A 14391-nucleotide genomic window follows, 5' to 3' on the forward strand; every position below is an offset into this window, starting at 1 on the left:
ATCCGCCGTGCCGATCGCGGCGGCTCTATCCTTCGGTAGGCGGCGAACGGGCTGGGCGCTGCAATCTGCTCGAACGACGGAGAGAGGCGCATGATGGCCGTGATGCACGCGCATCCCACATCTAACGAGGGTATAACGCCCAGCTACCTGAACGGGCTGCTGGCCGAGGCGACGCCCGGTGCCGTGATCGAAACGGTCGAGATCGTCGAAGCCAAGACCTATGGCGAACAGATGGTGTCGACGGCCGGCCGCGTGGTGATCGACGTTCGTTACGCCGCAGGCTCTCCGATCGATCTTCCGACGCGCCTCGTCGTCAAGCTCACGCGCGCCGTCGACAGGATCATGGGCCCGTTCTACGCCAACGAGGTCGCCTTCTATCGCCGCATCCGCCCGGAACTGACGCTCGAAGCGCCGCGCTGCTTCGGCGGCGGCTATGATCCCGAAACGACATGCTTCGGACTGATCCTTGAGGACCTGACCGCGCGCGGCGCAACCTTCCCCAATACCACCGTCCGGACCACTCCGGACGACATCCGCGCATTGCTCGACACATTGGCCGCGCTGCACGCCCGCTTCTGGGAATCTCCGCGTTTCTCGGGCGATCTCGCCTGGGTGGAGACGCATCTGAGCGGCGATGTCGCGCATCTCATGAACAACCTCGCGCCCCACCATATCGCGCACGAGGTCGAGGCCGAGAACTTCAAGCGCGAGATGGTGCAGCGATTGCGGACCAGCGCCGCCGATCTGCTCACCGGTACGCAGGCGGTCCAGCGTCATCAGTCGCGTCTGCCGCAGACGCTGCTGCACGGCGACACTCATCTCGGCAACACATACCAATTGCCGGGCGGCAAGGCCGGTCTGCTCGACTGGCAGCTGATGGTGCGCGGGTATCCCATGCACGACGTCAATTACTTCGTCACGACCGGCCTTTCGATCGAGGACCGGCGCAATCACGAGCAGGAATTGCTCGCATATTATCTGGACAGGCTGGCGCAGGCCGGCGTCGCATCGGCGCCCGGTTTCGAAGAGTCCTGGCTTGAGTATCGGCGCGCGCTCGTGTGGGGCGTATATATCGGCTGGCTGACCACGCCAGTGGTGAATTACGGGTGGGAAATCAACGTGATGAACCATCTTCGTCTGACCACGGCCTATGAAGATCACGACACCGCGAAGCTGGTCGATGCGGTGCGCTGAACGATGATGGGAGATGACACATGAAGGCGCCAATCGAGCTGACCATCGACGTGACCGAGGCGGCAGGGCTCGGCACGCCGGCGCACACCGCGGTCACCGTGTGCCTGCCGGACGATGGCGCGCTTGCCGATCCGCCGGTGATCTGCTTCGCCTATCCCGGCGGCGGCTATAATCGTCGCTACTACACGCACGACATGCTCGACGGCTCGGCTGGCGGCGAGGCGGCCTATCACTGCGATCGCGGCTGGATCGTCGTCGCGTGCGACCATCTCGGCTTCGGAGAATCGACGATCCCGGAAGGCAATGCGCTCGATCTCGACAATGTCGCGGCGGCCAACGACGCTGCGGTGCGCGAAGTGATAACGCGGCTCGAGAAGGGTACTTTGGCGCCGGGGCTCGAGCCCGTCACGGGGGCGACGAAGATCGGCATCGGCCAGTCGATGGGCGGGTGCTTCACGATCGTCGCCCAGGGCAACCACGAGACGTTCGATGCGGTGGGCATCCTCGGTTATAGCGGCATCCACACCGTCGTGCCGACGCGGCCGGGCCAGCCGGAGGCCGCCTGGCCCTGGATTTCGCGGCGGCAGTCGCTCGACAGCCCGAGGGTGATGAACGCGGCGGCCATGGCATCCGCGGAAGGTGCCAAGCTGGGCGACGGGGAAGCGCTCCGCAAGGCGGCGCAGTGCGGCGAGCATCCCTTCCAATGGTCGTTCCATTATGACGACGAGCCGGCGGACATCGTCGCGCTCGACATGGCGGCTTCGGCCGGCACCGTCGATCCGCTGCCGATCTGGCGCTCGGCCACGACTCCGCCTTGCGGCGTATATATGGTTGCCCCCGGGGCGGTCGCGCTGGAAGCGGCATCGATCCTCGTGCCGGTGCTGGTGGCGGTGGGCGAGCGCGACGTGGTGCCCGATCCATGGGCCGAGCCCAAAGCCTATAAGAGCGCGATCGATATCGGCGTCTACGTCTGCCCGCGCATGGCGCACATGCACAATTTCGCCAGCACGCGCCTGTTGTTCTGGGAGCATATCCAGAGCTGGGGCGACAGGGTGGCGCGGATGCGGGCCATGACGGTCTAGCGCCGGAGTACCGCATAGGAGGGGTCCCCGCCGTCGCGCCGCCCGCCGAACGCGCCGACGAGCGGCGCCTCCACCCGGCGCAACTCGTCGATATCCTGGAGGTAGTCGCGATGGTCGATCGCCCATCGCCCGTCGCGGCGCGACCATCGATCCAGATACCGACCGAAGACAGTTCCCTGCATCAATGCGCCATCCTGCTCGAAACGCAGCGTCGCATGAACATAGGCCTCGCTCGCGGCGCTATCGCCGTCGAGCATGATGAGGATATTGGTGATGCGGTGCACATGCGCGATCATCTGCGCGTGGGTGCCGCACACCCAATCCACGAAATCGCGGCCCGAGCCTTCGAACATCTCACCATAGCGCGCCGTGCCGTCATCGTGCCAGACGGCGTAGCCGAGGTCGCGATCGATGCGGTCCATGGCGCGGGCATAGTTGCAGAGCTGGTCCGCGATCGCCTGCTTGTCGGCGACTTGGGCGTAGGCGTCGGTCATGTCGGTCCTCGTTTCGGAAATGCTGCCTGCGCGCATCAGTCGGCCAGCGGGAAGCCGAGCTCCACCATCACGCCATTGGGATCGCGCACGAAAATGAGATGCATGCCGATCTGCGTCACATCCATTCGATCGAACGTCTCGCCGGCGGCCACGAGACGTTCCGCATATGGTGCGGGATCGCCAGAACAACGCAGCGCGAAATGGTCGATCATGCCTCGCTGCGCGGCGCCTCGAACAGTTCCGTTCCCGTCCACGACGATATCGGTGCCCACCAGGTGCACGACCGGATGGCCGGTTGCGTCGCAGACATAGGCGCCGTTGCTCGTATCATCCGCCATCGGCGGAGGTTGGACGCGCAGGCCCAGCACGGAGCCGTAGAAATGGACGCAATCAGCCAGCCGCGCGGTGCGGATATTGACGTGATCGAGCTGCAACGCGGTCATTTTGCTCTCCCTGCGCCACGGGATCACGGCGTTGCCCCGCACGCGCCTAACCGACGGCAGGTGAGGCCCGATCACCTTGCTTCGAGATGGCGGGAAGGCGGCCCACGACACGCCACGCAGAGAGGTGAGGCAGATGGATCTCGGCATAGCAGGCAAGACCGCACTGGTTACCGGCGGCTCGAACGGGATCGGACGTGCGATCGCGGAGGAACTGGGCAGGAACGGCGCCCGTGTCGTGGTGGTCGCGCGCGGACGGGAGCGGATCGACGCGACAGTGGCCGCGATCCGGGCGGCAGGAGGCGAAGCGGCCGGCGTCTCCGCCGACCTGACCGAAACCGGGGCTTATCCTTATATGGTCGAGCAGGCGACGGCTGCGTTCGACGCACCCGACATCGCGATCTTCTCGCCGGTCGGCCCGGCATCCGGCAAGTTCAGCGAGAAGACCGACGCGGATTTCGCCGAGGCGTTCCACAACGTCGTCACCAGCTTCGCGCATTTCGTCCGCGCGGTCACGCCGGCGATGAAGGATCGGCAATGGGGCCGGATCGTCACCGTCGGTTCCGGCCACGGCCGGCTGCCCGGCCGCCGCGCGACGTTGGGCTTCGACTATGTGCTCGCGAACACGGTGCGGCCGTCCGGGCTCGGTCTAAGCCGCAGCGTGGCCGACGAGCTTGCCCCGTTTGGCATCACGGTCAACACGGTGCCGCCGGGCTTCATCGACACCGGCGCGAGCTATGAGGATTTCTTTCGGGTATGTGCGGCGGCGGTCAATCAAAGCTATGAGGAATTCCTGGCCGGACTGATCGACCGCATTCCGATGAAGCGCTTCGGCCGGCCGGAAGAGGTCGCCGCGCTATGCGTGTTCCTCTGTTCCAGGCTCGCAAGCTACATCACCGGCCAGTATATGCTGGTCGACGGCGGACGGCTGGAAATCTACTATTGAGCCGAAGCCCGCGCGGCGGCGACCAGCTCGAACAGGCCGCCATAATAATAATGCAGCTTCTCCATCGAGAGGTTGCGATAGGGCGTCATCGGCGCGAGTGAATCGACCACGTCCCAATAGGGCTCGATCTGTTCCACCACCTCCTCGACGGGGCCGCAGGCGCAGAAGGCCAGCACCATCTCGTCGGGTACGTTGCCGATCACCGAAGACACGTCGCCATGATCGCCGAGCGCGAGCTGGCACGCCCGCGCCTGATCGCCGAAACCCTGCTTCTCGAAGAAGGGTTCGTATTGCTTGTAGCCCGAATAGGCTGCGACGGTTGCGCGCGCGTCGTCGATCGCCTGCTGCTTGTCTGGATTGATCGCGATCCACGGCCAGGCGTTGATCTCGATGTCCTCGCGCTTGCGGCCATGTTTGGCGAGCGCCGCCTCGATCACCGGCTTCTGCACCTTGGCGGTGAAATTGGCGGACCAGAGCGCGTGGACCATCAACCCGTCGCCTATCTCGATGGCGAGATCGGTCATCTTCTCCTGGAGCGCCGCGATCCAGATCGGGATGCGCTCGCGCACCGGCGGCTCGGTCTTCATCATCTCGGCGAAATCGGCCTTGAAATAGGTGCCGTGGTAGGGATCAAGCCCCTTGTGGCCGTTGGCGATGATGTAGCGGATCACATCCACAGTCTCGCGGATATGGCCGAGCGGTTTGGCCTTGGGCATGCCGTAGGAGCCTTCGACCATCGAAGGAATGCTGCTGCCGAGGCCGAGGATGAAACGGCCGCCGCTGATCCGGTCGAGCTCGATCGCCGCATAGGCGGTCTCGAGCGGGCTGCGTGTGCCGGCGACCGCGATGCCGGTGCCGAGCTTCAGCGCTTCGGTGACGGTGGACGCGGCGGCGAGCGGCACGAAGGGCGGGCCGTAGATCTGCAGGACGAACACGCCCTCGAAGCCGCTGGCCTCCATCTGCTGCACCGTCTGCGTGAGCATCGGGCCGGGAAGCACGGGCATGGTGCCCCAGAAGCGGCGGGGGGCACCGACGGCATTGGCCTTGGTGGACATGGAGTTCCTCTCCCTGGTGGGCTGTGCTTGCGACACCGCCGCTGCTGCGGGGCTGATCTGCCGGAACCGGGCGCGCGGCGACCCTGCCTTTCGATCGGCGGCGGAAAGATGATATGAAGATGCCCTCCATTTGCGACGGAGGGCATCTCGAAGGTCAGCGGTGAACCATGCTCAGAACTGGAAGAGCTCCTTGCGCAGCCCGATGATGTCGCTGCAATCGGCACTGACATTGTCGCGATAGTCGAAATCGCCGCCCTTTTGCCGCTCGGCCAGATCCATCATCAGCAGACGGTAACGCTGCCCCGCCTGGTCGAACTTCGAATGGAGATCCTTGCGCGGCGTCGGCAGCATGTAGCGCGGGCTTTGGGGCGAGGTCATCGAACTGTCCTGCCGCGATACCTTGTAGCCGGCCTTGGGCATGACGTGACGGAACATGAAACCGGCGTTGGAGGTGTTCATCACCATCTCCATCCGCGTCCGATCGCGCGTCTCGGGCGTGCAGGGGTGGAACAGCGGCACATCGTCGCCGGGCGTGAAGCGGCCATAGGCGATTGCGGCATGGCTCCGCAGATAGATACGGATGACCTGCCGGATATTCTGGGTCGGCTGGCGGATGCCCGAGAAGAACTTCATCACAGGCGCGACCGACTTGTTGATGCAGGTGCGCACCATCGTGATCGTCTCGCTGTCGTAGAAGGTCTCGATCGTCTCGCTGTCCGACTTCTCGTCGCCGACGACATCGGCGTGGAGGAAATCGGCATGGGTGAGGTCGATCAGGTTTTCCAGGCTGATCGGCGCCGAGCAATCGAAGCGCACGGTCGCGGTCATGTAGCCGGGCAGACCACCTTTGGGAGGGAGGAAGGGGAGGCTCGGCAGATGGGCGGGGTCGGCTGCCTTGGGATTGCCGAACCAGGCCCAGATCACGCCATAATGCTCCATCACCGGATAACGGCCGGCGGCGTCGGTATAGGAGCTCTTCTCGCGGGTCGCGATCTCGTTGGGGTGGAATTCGGAGGCCACCGCGACGCCATTCTCGCGCCATACGAAATAAGGATGCGAGTAGACCGCCCGGCGCAGCGGCTTCTTGCCGACATGCGGAGCATGCGCGATCGGGAACCAGGTGTCGCGCATGACGATGTCGTGCGGGACCCAGTTGTTGACCGCGTTGAGCTTGGGCGCGGCCGGGCGGGCAGGGCCTCCAGCCGGATCGTTGTCGGCCTCGATCGGGCGATCAGCAGCTTCGAGCATCATCTTCTCCTCGGCGGTTCAGGCGGCGGCGGATATGTCTGCGGCGGTAGCCATCGCACCGACCAACTGATGGCCGTGCAGCGACACGGACGGCTTCACGACTCGTAGCGCGGTGGCATCGATCGCTTCGCGCACGGCGAAGGGGGTGCCCCGGCCGAGCCGCCTGGCATGATAGCCCTTCAGCGTCTTGCCGATCTCGGCCCGCCAGCGCACCTGCGTCACACCCCGCGCGGCGGGGACGGGAGCAAGACATGCCGTCAGCAGCGTGTTGAACGCATCGTCCCGCAGCGTCAGTTCGGTCTCGCCGGTCGCAGGGTGCGTGCGGGTAAGAACGGTGATCGGGAATTCGGCGCTGGCGAAGGACGGCCAGTGCAGCTTGCCCCATTGGCAATTGCGCTCCATCACCAGAAGCCCATCTTCCTCATGAAGCTCGGACATCAGATAGGGCGTGAACTGCACGCCCTTGATGTCGATTAGCAGGCCCGGCGCATCGTAGAGCGCATCGAGATAGGCCGATTGCCCCAGCGCGACGTGCGACGTGCCGGACAGCGGCATCGCATGATCCGTCGCGGCGGGCGGCACCGTATCGGTATCCAGGCTCACCCGCACGAAGCCGCCGCTTTCCGCCACCGCAAAGGCGCGGGCGCGATAGACCGGCGGAAAGCGCTGGTCGTCCTTCATGTTGGGGATTTCCTTGAGCCGGCCGCTCTCGCCGTCGTAGCTCCAGCCATGATAGCCGCACTGGATCCAGCCATTGTCCCGGATGCAGCCCAGCGACAGCGGCGCGCGCCGGTGCGGGCAGCGATCCTCCAGCGCGCGCGCCATGCCTTGATTGTCGCGCCACAGCACCACCGGCTGGTCGTCGATATCGACCGCTAGCGGCTTCTTCGAGGTGACTTCCTCGCTCAGCGCGACGGTCCACCATGTACCTGAGACGCGAGTCGCCATGAACATCCCTCTTCCTATCGATCAAAATTGACATACGACAATTTAATCGTCAAGAGGAGATATGACCGTCGCCGCATCGCCCGTATCGCGTCCATCGTCGTCCGCTCCGCCAGAGCCCGACGTCGTGCGTCGGCGCGGCCGCCCGGCCAGCAACGCGGCGCATGCCGTTCCCGAGCAGCGCGTGCTCGACGCTGCCTTCTCGGCGTTCGCCGCGCTGGGCTATGAGGGGACGACGGTCCGCGAACTCGCCAAGCAGCTCGGCGTCAGCCACAATCTGCTCAATGTCCGCTTCGGCTCGAAGGCGGATCTCTGGCGCCGCGCGGTCGATGCGCGGGTCGCCCGATTTGGTAGCCCGGTCTTCGCCGCGTTCGACGAGCAAGCGCTCGACGACGAGGCGCGGTTGCGGCTGGTCGTCGAACGTTTTTGCGGCTGGACGGCAGAAAATCCGGATTTCGTCGGTATCGCCTATGCCGAGGGGCGACGCGCCACTTGGCGACTAGACTATCTGGTCGAATCGTACATCCGCCCGTTCAAGCAGCAGCTCGACGCCTTGTTCGAGAGCGTTGCGGCGTCGCATCCGATGCGCCGCATTTCGTCGACGGCCTTCATGGTGATGCTGGTGCAGGGGGCCGGCTTCTACTTCGCCGCGCGGCCGATGCTCGAAAAGATCGGCGAGGAATGGGAGCGCGATCCTGGGCAGACGCAGCGGCAGGTCCGCGAGCTTGCCGACTTCCTGCTCGCCGGCCTGCTGGGCGGGAACGGATAGGGCGTGCCTCTTCGACCGCGCTAGAGCTTGCTGCTGCCCGCCGCCGCGAACAGCCGCTCGAAATCCACCATGGACGGCTGGTGTGCGGTGAAGCCGCCGTCGACCGGGATCATCGCGCCGTTGATGAAACGCGCTTCGTCCGACGCGAGAAACGCGACCACGTTGGCGATGTCGATTGGTGCGCCAAGCTCGGGGCTCAGGTGATGCGCGAGCAGGATGTCCTTGACCGCCTGCGGCGTCGTCTCGATCGCGGTCTCGCTCAGCACGAAGCCGATCGCGATCACGTTCGAACGAACCCTGCGCTTGCCATATTGGGTGGCTATGAAGCGGCTGAGGTTGATCAGCGCGGCCTTGCTCGATCCATAAGCGGTCAACGTCGTCTCGCCGAGCAGACCGAAACCGGAGGCGGAATGGATGATCGAGCCGCCTCCGCCGTCGATCATCGTCGGCAGAGCATATTTGCACAGCAACATCGGGCCGCGCGCGTTCACGGCGAAGGCCATGTCCCACGCATGCGTATCGAGCTGGACGACGTCCAGATCCCTGTTGCGCTGACTCTCTGTTTGTAGTGCGGCATTGTTGTGGATGATGTCGATGCGGCCATGGTCGGCGGCGATGCGGCGAACGGCATCGGCGATCTCGTCTTCCTGAGCGAGATCGAAAGAAAGACCGACCGCCTTGAGCCCAGCCTCTCGAATTGCGGAAGCGGAGGATTCGACGCGATCGGCATCGATATCGGCGAGAATGACGGTCGCGCCCCGTTGCGCGAGGAGCGTCGCGACGACGGTGCCGATCCCTTGCCCGGCACCGGTGACGATCGCGACCTTGCCTTCCAACGCCCGCGTCATCGTCTCTCTCCCGTCGTTTCGGATCGATCTGAAGGTCGCTGGGGCCAGGTGCCACCCATCTTCGGGGAGGTACGCTTGCGCCCGACGACGATAGCGAGGGTCCATCATCACGAATGGAGCGGGATATGGAGTCTCTGAGAGGCAAGGTCGCGATCGTCACGGGCGCGGGTTCGGGCATCGGCCAGCGGATCGCGCACGTGCTGGCGGAGCGTGGGGCCAAGGTGGTGGTCTCGGCCAGCCGGGAGGCCAGCGCCCAGGGCACGACGGACGCCATCCGGGCCGCAGGCGGCGATGTCGCTCCGGTATTCGGAGATCTCGCCGATACCGCGACCCCGCAGAAGATCGTGGAGGCCGCGATCGCGGCGTTCGGCCGGATCGACGTTCTCGTGAACAACGCGGCCGTTACGGACGCCGCGACGCTCGCCAAGGATGCCAACATCACCGAGATGGACGGCCCGACCTGGGAGCGCGTGCTGAAGATCAACACCATCGCGCCCGCGCTGCTCTGCAAGGCGGCGATTCCCCACATGATCGAGGGCGGTGGCGGATCGATCGTCATGATCGCGTCCGGCCGGGGCGTGCAGGGGGACCTCGGGCTGCCGGCTTATGGCGCTTCCAAAGCTGCGCTGATCAACCTCGCGCTCAACGTCGCGACGCAATATGGCAAGCAGGGCATTCGCGCCAATTCCCTGATCGTGGGAATGGTGATGACGCCGCCCGTCGCCGCTTCCACCGAGCCCGCCATGCTGGAACTGTTCACCGGCCACCATCTGACGCCCTACGTCGCCGATCCGCAGGATATTGCGGAGCCGGTCGCGTTTCTCGCGTCGGATGCGGCGCGTTTCATCACGGGCGCCACGCTGGCTGTTGATGGCGGGATGACGGCGCATGCAGCCCCGTTCGCTGACGTACTGAAGATGTCGGGCGGAGCGGGGATGATCAAGCAGGAGTGAGCCCGGTCAGAGCCGTCAATCCTTCGCCAGGACCAGCATGACGTTGTAGGACCGGCTGCGCTGCGGCGCCTGCGCGATACGCCGGGCCAGGCGGTCGCTCATCGCGTCCAGCAAGGCGGCCTTGTCGCGCGTCGGAGACAGGCCCGATACGAAGTTCGGGCCGTTCGCGGCGCGCATCATGCTCGCCCAGGATCGCCCGAGCTGCTCCGCGTCACCGTCGTCCTGATAGGCATCCCAATAGGGATCGGGCGCCTGGATCGTCGTGATGAACTCCAGCCTCAACCCCTCGAACGACCCGCCGGCGAAAGGCTGCTCGATCTGCGCCGTCGATCGCCCCGCGGAGGGTGCCGTCATAGCGAGCAATTCTTCGGGTGACAGCAGGCCGTCCCGCGCCAGATCCATCCAGCTCTCCCAGAAGGCGGACGCCATCCATTCGAAGCCGTGACCGTCGGGCCCGCGTCCCATGAACTGGCAGACCAGTTTCGCCCCGGAACGCAGCTCGACGGCCCGCGCCCGCAGGAAACGTTCCCAGTCTTCCGCGAGTAGGACATCCACCGCATCGCGTGCGCCCTTGTCCGCACTGAGAATGGCCCATCCGTGATCCGGCACATCGACCGGATTATGGCTCAGCCAGTGCAGCGCGTTGGAGCTCCAGCCGAGATCGACGCTGTCCGGCGGGAGGATCGTGTCGAAATAGGATCGGCCGATCGCCGCCGGATATAGTCCTGCGCGACCCCGCAGGTAGCTGGCATCGTCCTCTTCGAGCATCGCGAACAACGAGGCAAAATCGTTCGACGGCAGATCGGTGTGCACGATCGTGATCGGGCCGGCGGATTCCCATCCGGCCCGCATTGCATCGATCGCGGCCGAGACGGGAAGCATCGAGTTGCGGCCTTGCGATGCGCCATAATCTGCCAGCACGATGGGCCGGCTTGGCCCGGTTGCGATCGACCGGGCGGCCTCGACGAGCAGCGGGACCGCCGATAGCAGATTGGAGGACTGAAGCGCTGAATTGAGGTTGTAGTCTCCACCGCCCAGCATCGCGGCGATATGTGGTCGGCGATCTTCTGTCATGACCCGATATAGCGGCAGCGGAGGCATGATTTCACCTGCCGGCAGGCAGGCCTGTGCTCCGCGAAGGTTGGACGGGGCCCCGAACGCCCAGGGCAAGTGCCGGCTCGACGAAATCCGGACAGGCGGCGTTTTCCGGGGCGAGTTCGACGCCATGTGCAAGGCAGGCTACTGGCAACAGCGCGAGTTCTAGACGATCGGCGGCTCGAGGAGGTAGTCCGGACGGCCGACATGACCCTGCCGACTCTGATCGTTGATCGTTGCCTGGATTCTCGCGAATCCGGCGGTCTCGTCGGTGATCCTCGGGGCCAGCCGCGCCAGCCAACGCTCGCGGCGGCCGGTCACGATCTTTCGCAGGAGCTGAAGGCGGAGCTTGCCGAGATCACCGCCGGTTATCGCCCCTGGGACGTGGGCAGTTGGGATGGCGTGCCCTGTCGTTCGACGGCACCGATCGGGCTCCGTTCAGAGAAAGCGGCCCGGGCGCTGGAGCGAGGTGAGGCGGTCCAGCGCCCGGCCTGTCGCCGCTCCCGTGCTACGCGATCCAGGCCCTAGGCGAAGTCCTGCCTCAGGCGTTGGCGCCCCCGTCCACGGTCAGTGTCGTGCCGGTGATGTAGCGGGCCCTGTCGCTGGCGAGGAACGCCACCGCATCGCCGATCTCGTCGGGCGTGCCATAGCGGCCGTTGACGGCGAGGGCGCGGAGCGGTTCGTAGAAGGGACCCTCTGTCGGGTTCATGTCCGTCGCGATGGAGCCCGGTTGGACCACATTCGCGGTAATTCCCCTGCTGCCGATCTCGCGTGCCAGAGCCTTGTTGAAGGCGGTCAGCGCCGATTTCGTGGCGGCGTACACGCCGACGAGATGCGAAGGGATTCTATCCGCGAAATAGCTGCCGATGGTGATGATGCGGCCACCCTCGCCGATGTGTTGGAGTGCCGCCTGGGTGGCGACGATCGGGCTGCGGACGTTGACGTCGAGGAGAGCCTGCAGGTCGTCGATCGCGATGTCCGCCACGCCCGCGAGGCGCAGGATGCCTGCATTGTTGACGAGGATGTCGAGCCCGCCGAGTGCGTCGGCCGCTCCGGCGATGGACGCCCGCACCTGCGCCACGTCGGCGCTGTCGGCCCGGATCGCGACCGCGTTGCGGCCTTTTGAGCGGATTTCACCCACCACCCGCCCGGCCAGATCGGCGGATTTCTCGTAGGTAATGGCGACGTCCGCGCCCTCGGCGGCGAGCGCCCCCGCGATCGCGGCGCCAATGCCTCTGCTTGCGCCCGTTACGAGAGCGCGCTTGCCGGTCAGAACCATGGTCAATCCTTTTCTGTGCCAATCGACACAGAATTAGATAGGAGGGTTGATCGCGCCGTCAACGGCATTATGTGTCGTCCGGCACAGAAAGGTTGCTGATGACGTCCGTGGGGAGACCGCGTGAGTTCGATCGCGAGGCGGCGCTCGCCGACGCGATGCGTGTGTTTTGGTCGAAGGGCTACGCATCGACCTCGATGAACGATCTTTGCACGGCCATGCGGATCCGCTCGCCGAGCCTTTATGCGGCGTTCGGCAGCAAGGAGGGGCTCTATCTCGAAGCTCTCGACCACTATGTCGTGACCATTGGAAACGCCGTTTGGGGAGAGCTTGAGGGCGCAAAGACGGCGCGTGCCGGTGTCGAGGCCTTTCTTCTGGCCGCCACCGAAGCGCTGCCGGCCACGGATGGGATACCCGCTGGCTGCATGTCGACACTCGCGGGGCTCGGCGACGAATGGCCCGACGCGATTGCGCGGGTTGCGCGGGAAATCAGATCCTCGTGCCTCGGCCATCTGATCTCGCGATTGGAGATGGCCGCCTCTGACGGCGAATTGCCGGCGATGGTGGACGTCGAGCAACTGGGCCGATTTTACTTCGGCGTATTTCAGGGAATGGCGAACCAAGCCCGGGACGGCGCGAGCGGTGAAGATTTGCGCGGAATCATGGAGACCGCGATGACTGCGTGGCCCGAGCGCCCTTGACGCGAGCGGGGATGACCAATGCGACGATTGCGATGCGCGGGCGTCACGTCGCCAGCAGCAGCCGGCAGTGGACCGACCGTACATGCCCCTGGGAAGGGCGATCCATCCGCATCGGCGGCGAGTACGCGCGGGCCGACTTCTCCAGACTCTATGCCATCGATCCGGACGAGGTCGTCAAAGGCGTCTTCACCTCACTTTTCGTCCGTCCGGATTTTCACCTTGTTGGGTAGATCCTTCCCCTTGGTCCGGCGCGACGGAACCTGAACGGGGTTCTTCTTCTTCCATTCGGCCCAGGTCATCGGTCCGTCCGGCGTCTCGATGATGGTTTCGTCGATGGACATCCGCATGCTCCTTCAAACCCGATCTCCAGTCATCCGTCGGGAAACAGACGGTGATCGTCGGATCGGCGTTCGACAAGCCCATCACGCCATCCTTGTGCTGATCGAGTTTGCCGTTTGCTCATTTGCCAGAGAATTTCGGGGCGCGCTTTTCAAGAAACGCGCGTGTCCCTTCCCTGAAATCGTCGGTAAAGAGCGTCATCTGGTCGTAGGCCAAAGACGTCTCGAAGGCACCGGCGGTAAGCTGCTTGAGCATCATGTTGACGGCCATCTTGGTATAGGAGATGGCAAGCGGCGCGCCCGCGGCGAGACGGGCGGCGAGCGCATCGACGAACGGATCGAGCTCCGCCTCGGGTAGGCAATGGTTGATCAGCCCGATCTCTGCAGCGCGCTTGGCGTCGACAGGATCGCCGGTCATCAGCAGTTCTTTGGCGCGATGGAAACCGATCAGCAATGGCCACAGCGCGGCGCCGCCGTCGCCCGCCGCGATTCCCATCTTCACGTGGCTGTCGCAGAAGCGCGCGCCCTCTGCGGCGATCACGATATCCGCGGCCATCGCGATGTTGACGCCGACCCCGTAGGCCGGCCCCCGCACCTTGGCGATGATCGGCTTTTCGCAATCGAGCATGTTCCAGAACAGTCGCCGGGCCGAGCGCGTGGGTGGCCTGCTGGGCCGGCCCTGCGCATTGTCCTCGTCCTGCACGCTGAGATCGGTGCCGGCACAAAAGGCGTTGCCCTCACCGGTCAGCACCGCCACACGGATGTTGTTGTCGGCGTCGACATCGTCCCAGATCCGCTCGATCTCGCGGTGCATCGGGCGGCTGACGGCGTTCTTCTTCGTCGGATTGTTGAGCATCAGCGTGGCGACGCCGTCCGCCACCGCAACCTTGATCCACTCATAGCGACCGGGATCGATAGCGGGCACGGGTTTCTCCTAAAAGTTCCAATTTCGCACGTTCGAGCGATATATGCAGAAATGTCGGCAAGACGGCAATCGCGAACATGCA

17 protein-coding genes are annotated in these 14391 nt (G+C 64.9%); 6 read left to right on the forward strand and 11 right to left on the reverse strand.

The genetic code is table 11. From position 1 onward, the window contains the following. Nucleotides 1-90 precede the first annotated feature (90 nt). Nucleotides 91-1194, forward strand: coding sequence for an ecdysteroid 22-kinase family protein (locus HZF05_RS06335; protein WP_246331643.1), 1104 nt, complete (start codon nt 91-93; stop codon nt 1192-1194). Between the two features lie 20 nt (nt 1195-1214). Further along, entirely contained in the window at nt 1215-2276 is a 1062-nt protein-coding gene (locus HZF05_RS06340; RefSeq protein WP_160363520.1) for an alpha/beta fold hydrolase, read from the forward strand. Here HZF05_RS06340 and HZF05_RS06345 read toward each other — a convergent pair. Both HZF05_RS06345 and HZF05_RS06350 read right to left on the reverse strand, forming a co-directional pair. Beyond that, nucleotides 2273-2770, reverse strand: coding sequence for a nuclear transport factor 2 family protein (locus tag HZF05_RS06345; RefSeq protein ID WP_160363521.1), 498 nt, complete (start codon nt 2768-2770; stop codon nt 2273-2275). The two genes, HZF05_RS06340 and HZF05_RS06345, sit on opposite strands and share 4 nt — an antisense overlap. Before the next feature lie 35 nt (nt 2771-2805). Next, entirely contained in the window at nt 2806-3213 is a 408-nt protein-coding gene (locus tag HZF05_RS06350) for a VOC family protein (protein WP_160363522.1), read from the reverse strand. A gap of 133 nt (nt 3214-3346) precedes the next feature. On the opposite strand from HZF05_RS06350, the gene HZF05_RS06355 reads away from it, so the two are divergent. Next, entirely contained in the window at nt 3347-4156 is an 810-nt protein-coding gene (locus tag HZF05_RS06355) for an SDR family oxidoreductase (protein ID WP_160363523.1), read from the forward strand. Here the strand turns inward: HZF05_RS06355 and HZF05_RS06360 are convergent. From HZF05_RS06360 to HZF05_RS06370, 3 genes are all read right to left on the reverse strand, one after another. Continuing rightward, a complete protein-coding gene (locus tag HZF05_RS06360; RefSeq protein ID WP_160363524.1) occupies nt 4150-5211 on the reverse strand; it encodes an LLM class flavin-dependent oxidoreductase in 1062 nt (353 codons plus the stop codon). The two genes, HZF05_RS06355 and HZF05_RS06360, sit on opposite strands and share 7 nt — an antisense overlap. Before the next feature lie 171 nt (nt 5212-5382). After that, complete coding sequence (locus HZF05_RS06365; RefSeq protein WP_160363525.1) at nt 5383-6459, reverse strand: aromatic ring-hydroxylating oxygenase subunit alpha; 1077 nt, start codon at nt 6457-6459, stop codon at nt 5383-5385. Nucleotides 6460-6477: 18 nt separating this feature from the next. Then, nucleotides 6478-7407, reverse strand: coding sequence for a Rieske (2Fe-2S) protein (locus HZF05_RS06370; protein ID WP_160363526.1), 930 nt, complete (start codon nt 7405-7407; stop codon nt 6478-6480). 61 nt (nt 7408-7468) lie between these two features. Here HZF05_RS06370 and HZF05_RS06375 point away from each other — a divergent pair, with 61 nt between their 5' ends. After that, complete coding sequence (locus tag HZF05_RS06375; RefSeq protein WP_160363527.1) at nt 7469-8173, forward strand: TetR/AcrR family transcriptional regulator; 705 nt, start codon at nt 7469-7471, stop codon at nt 8171-8173. Nucleotides 8174-8193: 20 nt separating this feature from the next. On the opposite strand, the gene HZF05_RS06380 is transcribed toward HZF05_RS06375, so the two are convergent. Further along, nucleotides 8194-9021, reverse strand: a complete 828-nt coding sequence (locus HZF05_RS06380) for an SDR family NAD(P)-dependent oxidoreductase (protein WP_160363528.1) — start codon at nt 9019-9021, stop codon at nt 8194-8196. 125 nt (nt 9022-9146) lie between these two features. On the opposite strand from HZF05_RS06380, the gene HZF05_RS06385 reads away from it, so the two are divergent. Further along, nucleotides 9147-9974 (forward strand): SDR family NAD(P)-dependent oxidoreductase, encoded by an 828-nt coding sequence (locus HZF05_RS06385; RefSeq protein ID WP_160363529.1) that lies wholly within the window; start codon nt 9147-9149, stop codon nt 9972-9974. Between the two features lie 15 nt (nt 9975-9989). On the opposite strand, the gene HZF05_RS06390 is transcribed toward HZF05_RS06385, so the two are convergent. The 3 genes from HZF05_RS06390 to HZF05_RS06400 all read right to left on the reverse strand — a co-directional run bounded on the left by HZF05_RS06390 (nt 9990) and on the right by HZF05_RS06400 (nt 12348). Next, on the reverse strand, nt 9990-11048 hold the full coding sequence (locus tag HZF05_RS06390) for a class I SAM-dependent methyltransferase (protein ID WP_160363530.1): 1059 nt from the start codon (nt 11046-11048) through the stop codon (nt 9990-9992). A 186-nt stretch (nt 11049-11234) separates the two neighbouring features. Beyond that, on the reverse strand, nt 11235-11390 hold the full coding sequence (locus HZF05_RS06395) for a hypothetical protein (protein WP_160363531.1): 156 nt from the start codon (nt 11388-11390) through the stop codon (nt 11235-11237). A 220-nt stretch (nt 11391-11610) separates the two neighbouring features. After that, nucleotides 11611-12348, reverse strand: a complete 738-nt coding sequence (locus HZF05_RS06400; protein WP_160363532.1) for an SDR family oxidoreductase — start codon at nt 12346-12348, stop codon at nt 11611-11613. A gap of 98 nt (nt 12349-12446) precedes the next feature. Here HZF05_RS06400 and HZF05_RS06405 point away from each other — a divergent pair, with 98 nt between their 5' ends. Then, nucleotides 12447-13046 carry a TetR/AcrR family transcriptional regulator gene (locus HZF05_RS06405; protein ID WP_160363533.1) on the forward strand — a complete coding sequence of 200 codons (600 nt, stop codon included), beginning with the start codon at nt 12447-12449 and terminating at the stop codon, nt 13044-13046. A gap of 191 nt (nt 13047-13237) precedes the next feature. On the opposite strand, the gene HZF05_RS06410 is transcribed toward HZF05_RS06405, so the two are convergent. Together HZF05_RS06410 and HZF05_RS06415 are read right to left on the reverse strand one after the other, a co-directional pair. Beyond that, nucleotides 13238-13387, reverse strand: a complete 150-nt coding sequence (locus HZF05_RS06410; protein WP_181638807.1) for a hypothetical protein — start codon at nt 13385-13387, stop codon at nt 13238-13240. 118 nt (nt 13388-13505) lie between these two features. Beyond that, nucleotides 13506-14309 carry an enoyl-CoA hydratase/isomerase family protein gene (locus HZF05_RS06415; RefSeq protein WP_220129725.1) on the reverse strand — a complete coding sequence of 268 codons (804 nt, stop codon included), beginning with the start codon at nt 14307-14309 and terminating at the stop codon, nt 13506-13508. Between the last annotated feature and the right edge of the window lie 82 nt (nt 14310-14391).

The sequence above is a fragment of the Sphingomonas chungangi genome, from assembly GCF_013778325.1.
Classification (GTDB): domain Bacteria; phylum Pseudomonadota; class Alphaproteobacteria; order Sphingomonadales; family Sphingomonadaceae; genus Solisphingomonas; species Solisphingomonas chungangi.

Excerpts from the sequence above, each read along its gene's own strand:
- HZF05_RS06365 (WP_160363525.1), bottom strand. The coding sequence starts at position 6,459 with ATGCTCGAAGCTGCTGATCGCCCGATCGAGGCCGACAACGATCCGGCT.
- HZF05_RS06335 (WP_246331643.1), top strand. The coding sequence starts at position 91 with ATGATGGCCGTGATGCACGCGCATCCCACATCTAACGAGGGTATAACG.
- HZF05_RS06410 (WP_181638807.1), bottom strand. The coding sequence starts at position 13,387 with ATGTCCATCGACGAAACCATCATCGAGACGCCGGACGGACCGATGACC.
- HZF05_RS06390 (WP_160363530.1), bottom strand. The coding sequence starts at position 11,048 with ATGACAGAAGATCGCCGACCACATATCGCCGCGATGCTGGGCGGTGGA.
- HZF05_RS06360 (WP_160363524.1), bottom strand. The coding sequence starts at position 5,211 with ATGTCCACCAAGGCCAATGCCGTCGGTGCCCCCCGCCGCTTCTGGGGC.
- HZF05_RS06340 (WP_160363520.1), top strand. The coding sequence starts at position 1,215 with ATGAAGGCGCCAATCGAGCTGACCATCGACGTGACCGAGGCGGCAGGG.
- HZF05_RS06345 (WP_160363521.1), bottom strand. The coding sequence starts at position 2,770 with ATGACCGACGCCTACGCCCAAGTCGCCGACAAGCAGGCGATCGCGGAC.
- HZF05_RS06385 (WP_160363529.1), top strand. The coding sequence starts at position 9,147 with ATGGAGTCTCTGAGAGGCAAGGTCGCGATCGTCACGGGCGCGGGTTCG.
- HZF05_RS06405 (WP_160363533.1), top strand. The coding sequence starts at position 12,447 with ATGACGTCCGTGGGGAGACCGCGTGAGTTCGATCGCGAGGCGGCGCTC.
- HZF05_RS06380 (WP_160363528.1), bottom strand. The coding sequence starts at position 9,021 with ATGACGCGGGCGTTGGAAGGCAAGGTCGCGATCGTCACCGGTGCCGGG.
- HZF05_RS06400 (WP_160363532.1), bottom strand. The coding sequence starts at position 12,348 with ATGGTTCTGACCGGCAAGCGCGCTCTCGTAACGGGCGCAAGCAGAGGC.
- HZF05_RS06375 (WP_160363527.1), top strand. The coding sequence starts at position 7,469 with ATGACCGTCGCCGCATCGCCCGTATCGCGTCCATCGTCGTCCGCTCCG.
- HZF05_RS06355 (WP_160363523.1), top strand. The coding sequence starts at position 3,347 with ATGGATCTCGGCATAGCAGGCAAGACCGCACTGGTTACCGGCGGCTCG.
- HZF05_RS06350 (WP_160363522.1), bottom strand. The coding sequence starts at position 3,213 with ATGACCGCGTTGCAGCTCGATCACGTCAATATCCGCACCGCGCGGCTG.
- HZF05_RS06370 (WP_160363526.1), bottom strand. The coding sequence starts at position 7,407 with ATGGCGACTCGCGTCTCAGGTACATGGTGGACCGTCGCGCTGAGCGAG.